We start from the raw sequence: 4,057 nt of genomic DNA on the forward strand, positions 1-4,057 counted from the left end.
AGGGCGAGCAGCAGCGCCCCGTGAAGGGCCTCTTCGAGACCACGGCGCGGATGTTCCGCAAGTAGTCCCCGCGCTCGCGCGCAGAACGTCGGCCGAGAGTGCCCGCCGTCCCCCGAGGGTGGAGGGCGGCTGCTCTCGGCCGACGTTCTGCGTGCGGGGTCCGGCTAGCGGCAGTGTCCGCGGCTGCTGCGGGGTCGCCGTGGGGATCGCCGAGGCGGACGCGCCTGTGCTGATCTGCTCGGCGACCACCCCGCCGTGAAGGGTGATGCGGCAGCTGATCCCGCCCTGGTCATCGGAGTATCAAGGCGCCGATCCCGCCGATCAGGGAAGCGGGGGCGGGGCCGACGCCGGTCCTCCTCGGACGGGGGCGGCGCAGTCGTCGAACGTTTGAGGGCCCGACCGAGGCCGAGGAGTGGCGTGGAATCGCCGGACGCACGGAGGCGGTCCGATTGACCCCGCTATCTCTACATAGGTAGCGTCATTCGTGTGCAGCCACTCCCCCGCCTCACGTCCACCACCGCGGACGTCCTCCGGACCCTCCTCGATGCCGACGGCCCGACCTGGGGCATGGTCGTGATCAAGGCCACCGGGCGACCGGCGGGCAGCGTCTACCCGATCCTGGAGCGGCTCGAGGGAGCGGGCTGGGTGGTCTCGGAGTGGGAGGCCGCGAGCGAGCGGAGCGGCCCGCGTCGCCGGCTCTACGAGCTGACCGCGGAGGGCGCCCCGGCAGCCCGGGCCGCCGTCGAGCGGATGCGGTCGACCGCGCGGACGGCGCCGCGAGCGGCGGAGGCGACCGCATGACCGCGCTCCTGCGGCTCCTGTCGCTGCTGCTGCCCCCGCTCGCCCGCGAGCGCTACCTCGAGGAGTGGCGGGCCGACCTGGCCGGGGCCGCCGAGCTGGGACTGCCCCGGCGCGGCGTCGTCCTCGGAGCGCTCGCCCTGCTGGTGAGCGTCGACCGCGACCTGCCCGCGCACACCGGCGAAGCGCGGGGCACGCTCCCGCGCCGCCTCGCCCGCCGCGGACTCGCGCTCTTCGCCGCGGCCGCGCTGATGCTGAGCGGCATCGCGCTGACCGGCGGAGGAATCGTCCCCGAGCCGGGTGCCGCCTCCGACACCGCCCTGGCCGCCGTCGGCGCCGTGCAGACCGCGGTGCTCGTCGCCGCCGTCGCGGTCGCGGTCCTCGGCGCGGTCCACCTCCTCGGCGCTGCGGCGTCGGCCCGCACGGTGCTCGCGCGGATCTCCCTGGTCGCCGCCGTCGTCGGCCCGGTGCTCACCGCGGCCGGCCTCCTCCTCCCCGGACCCCTCGCCCTCGTCGGCCTGCCCGTCTCCCTCGCCGGACTCGTCTGCGGGGCGATCGTCCTCGGCGGCTCGAGGACCATCGCCCTCGCACCGCGGACGGCGACCCGCGCTCAGCGCCTCCCCGTCGCCCTCGCCGGCCTCGCGCTCGTGGCGGGCGTCACGGTGGTGGGCGCCGTCGATCTGCTGGTCTGGAATCCGCAGGCGAAGGTCCCGGGCGTGGCCCTGGCGGAGATCTACGCGACCATGTCCGAGCGCGACGGCTTCGAGTTCGGCTCCCACGCGATCTGGGTCACCGGGTGGGCCGCGTTCTGGACGGCCGCCGCGATCGTCGTGACGGCCGGCGCCCTCGTCGGCCGGAGGTCGCCGCTCACTCCGCGGCGGATCGCTGTGCTCATGCTCGCCCTGGTCGCCGGCGCCGTCGTCTTCCGCTTCTTCGCAGGGTTCGGCTTCGGGATGTCGGTCGCCGACACCTTCGTCACATCCGGCGGCGACGGCTCCCTGGTCTCGGCGATCCTGCCGCCGCTCGGACAGCTCGCGCTCGCCGGCGCCGCGATCGCGGTGGGCTGGGCGCCCCGAGTCGCCCGGCCGGCGGCGGCCTCCGCGGCCTGACAGTGCTCGTGCCGGCGGAGACTTTCGCCCGGGCGGCCCGGGATCCGCGAGAACGGGACTGCCTGCCGACGTACTTCCCTCCGTGGTGAACACGGACGGCCCGTTCCGGCGCGGCCGAGCGCCCTCCGACCTACTCCAGCCGCCGCAGGAAGCGGGCCGGCTGGTCGAGGAAGCCGCGCCAGGTCCGCACCAGGTCGAGGTCGTCGTAGCGGCAGCGGCGCAGGCCCGTCTCGTCGAGCTCGTAGAGGTCGGCTCCGGGGAGGGCGGCGAGGATCGGCGAGTGCGTGGAGAGGACGACCTGCGAGCCGCCGGCGACCAGGTCGCGCAGCTGCCCGATCAGGGCGAGGCAGCCCGACACCGAGAGGGCCGACTCGGGCTCGTCGAGGAGCCAGAGTCCGCTGATCCGGGAGCGGTTCGCCACGATGTCGAGGAACGACTCGCCGTGGCTCCGCTCGTGGTATCCGCCGTCGATCCCCACCTCCTCCAGGTAGCTGAAGAAGCCGTGCATCGTCTCGGCGCGGAGGAAGAAGCCGCGCTTGGACGCGCCGGCCCCGCGGACCAGCTGGAGGTGCTCGGCCAGGTCCGACTCCGAGGCGCGGGAGGACTGCATCGCACCCGTGGATCCGCCCTCCGCGTTCAGCCCGTAGGCGAGGGCGACCGCCTCGAGCAGCGTCGACTTGCCCGAGCCGTTCTCGCCGGTGATCACCGTCACCTGGCCGAGATCCCAGCCCTCGGCCAGCACCTGCCGCACCGGCGCGAGCGTCGCGGGCCACCGCGCGAGGTCGGCGGGGTGCTCGGGTCGGGCCTGCACGCGGCGCACCGGGAGGGTCGAGAACACCCGGTCAGTCAAGCAGGTCGACGCTCCAGCCGGCCTCGGCCAGCGCGCGGGCCGTGTCGGCGCGGGGCGAGTAGGGGAGGTCGTCGGCGCCGACCACGCGGTAGTCGGTGTCGCCGGGGCCGACCCAGAGGACGGAGTCGGACGGGCCGGCCCGGTGCAGGGCGGCGCGGACGGCGTCGGCCGGCTCCGCGATCTCGAGCACCTCGCAGCGCTCGACGCGGCGGGCGCCGTCGACCAGGGCGCGGCGGATCCGCGCGGGGTCCTCGAAGCGCGGGTGGTGGTCGGTGACGATCACCAGGTCGGCGCGCTCGGCTGCGGCCCGGCCCATCGGCGCGCGCTTGCTCGGGTCGCGGTCGCCGTCGGCGCCGAGGAGGACGAGCACGCGGCCGGGCGTCACCTCGCGGAGGGCGTCGACGGTGCGCGCGACCGAGTCGGGGGTGTGCGAGAAGTCGAGGAAGACCCGCGGCCCGTCGGCGCCGGACACGAGCAGCGTCCGCCCGGGAACGGTGACGTCGATCCCGGAGCCGACCGCCGCGGCCACCCGGTCGCGCGCGTGGCCCGCCTCGATCAGCATCACCAGCGCGAGGGCCTCGTTCGAGGCCATGTGGCGGCCGAGGAGCGGGACGGAGGTGGCCGTCGACCAGCCGTCGCGGGCGGTGAGCCGGAAGCGGGTGCGGTCGACCGCGGTCTCGAGCACGTCGATCCGCCAGTCGGCTCCGTCCCCGGCGGAGAGCGTCACGACCGGGACGGAGGCCTCGCGGGCGACCCGGCGCCCCGCCTCGGTGTCGACGACCACGACGCCGCGCCGGCTCCGCTCGGGCGTGAACAGGCGCTGCTTGGCGCGGAGGTACTCGTCCAGGTCGCCGAAGTCGTCGAGGTGGTCGTGGCTGAGGTTGGTGAACCCGGCGACGTCGAGCACGATCCCCTCCATCCGGGAGCGCACGAGCGCCTGAGCGCTGACCTCGATCGCCGCCGCCTCGACGCCGTCCTCCGCCATCCGGGCCAGGAGCGCGTGCAGCTCGGAGGCCTCGGGCGTGGTGAGGCGGCTGGCGACCACGTGGTCGGCGCTGCGGCGCTCGGCGGTGGAGCTCAGCCCCGAGACGACGCCCAGCTGCCGGAGCACCGCGTCGAGGAGGTGCACGGTGCTGGTCTTGCCGTTGGTGCCGGTCACGCCGAGGAGCACCGGTCCGCTCCTCGTGCCGTACACCCGCGCCGCGACCGGGCCGAGGGCGGTGCGGGGGTCGTCGCTGAGGAGGACGGGCAGTCCGGAGGCGCGCGCCTCGTCGAGCCCGCCCGCGTCGGTGAGCACGGC

4 protein-coding genes are annotated in these 4,057 nt (G+C 75.5%); 2 read left to right on the forward strand and 2 right to left on the reverse strand.

Translation table 11 applies throughout. The features are described from left to right. Positions 1–486: 486 nt before the first annotated feature. Both C5C82_RS16815 and C5C82_RS16820 read left to right on the forward strand, forming a co-directional pair. Entirely contained in the window at positions 487–801 is a 315-nt protein-coding gene (locus C5C82_RS16815) for a PadR family transcriptional regulator (protein ID WP_219814865.1), read from the forward strand. Then, entirely contained in the window at positions 798–1,907 is a 1,110-nt protein-coding gene (locus tag C5C82_RS16820; RefSeq protein ID WP_104355419.1) for a hypothetical protein, read from the forward strand. Before C5C82_RS16815 ends, C5C82_RS16820 begins: the two co-directional genes overlap by 4 nt. Before the next feature lie 130 nt (positions 1,908–2,037). Here the strand turns inward: C5C82_RS16820 and C5C82_RS16825 are convergent, their stop codons facing one another. Both C5C82_RS16825 and C5C82_RS16830 read right to left on the reverse strand, forming a co-directional pair. Beyond that, entirely contained in the window at positions 2,038–2,745 is a 708-nt protein-coding gene (locus tag C5C82_RS16825) for an AAA family ATPase (RefSeq protein WP_258066168.1), read from the reverse strand. A gap of 4 nt (positions 2,746–2,749) precedes the next feature. Beyond that, on the reverse strand, positions 2,750–4,057 hold a 1,308-nt coding region (locus tag C5C82_RS16830), incomplete at its 5' end, for a Mur ligase family protein (protein ID WP_146086028.1).

The sequence above is a fragment of the Rathayibacter sp. AY1D5 genome, from assembly GCF_002932515.1.
In the GTDB taxonomy this organism is placed as follows: domain Bacteria; phylum Actinomycetota; class Actinomycetes; order Actinomycetales; family Microbacteriaceae; genus Rathayibacter.

What these genes read in the sequence shown, in the direction of transcription:
- C5C82_RS16820 (WP_104355419.1), top strand. Translation starts at nt 798, where the DNA reads ATGACCGCGCTCCTGCGGCTCCTGTCGCTGCTGCTGCCCCCGCTCGCC.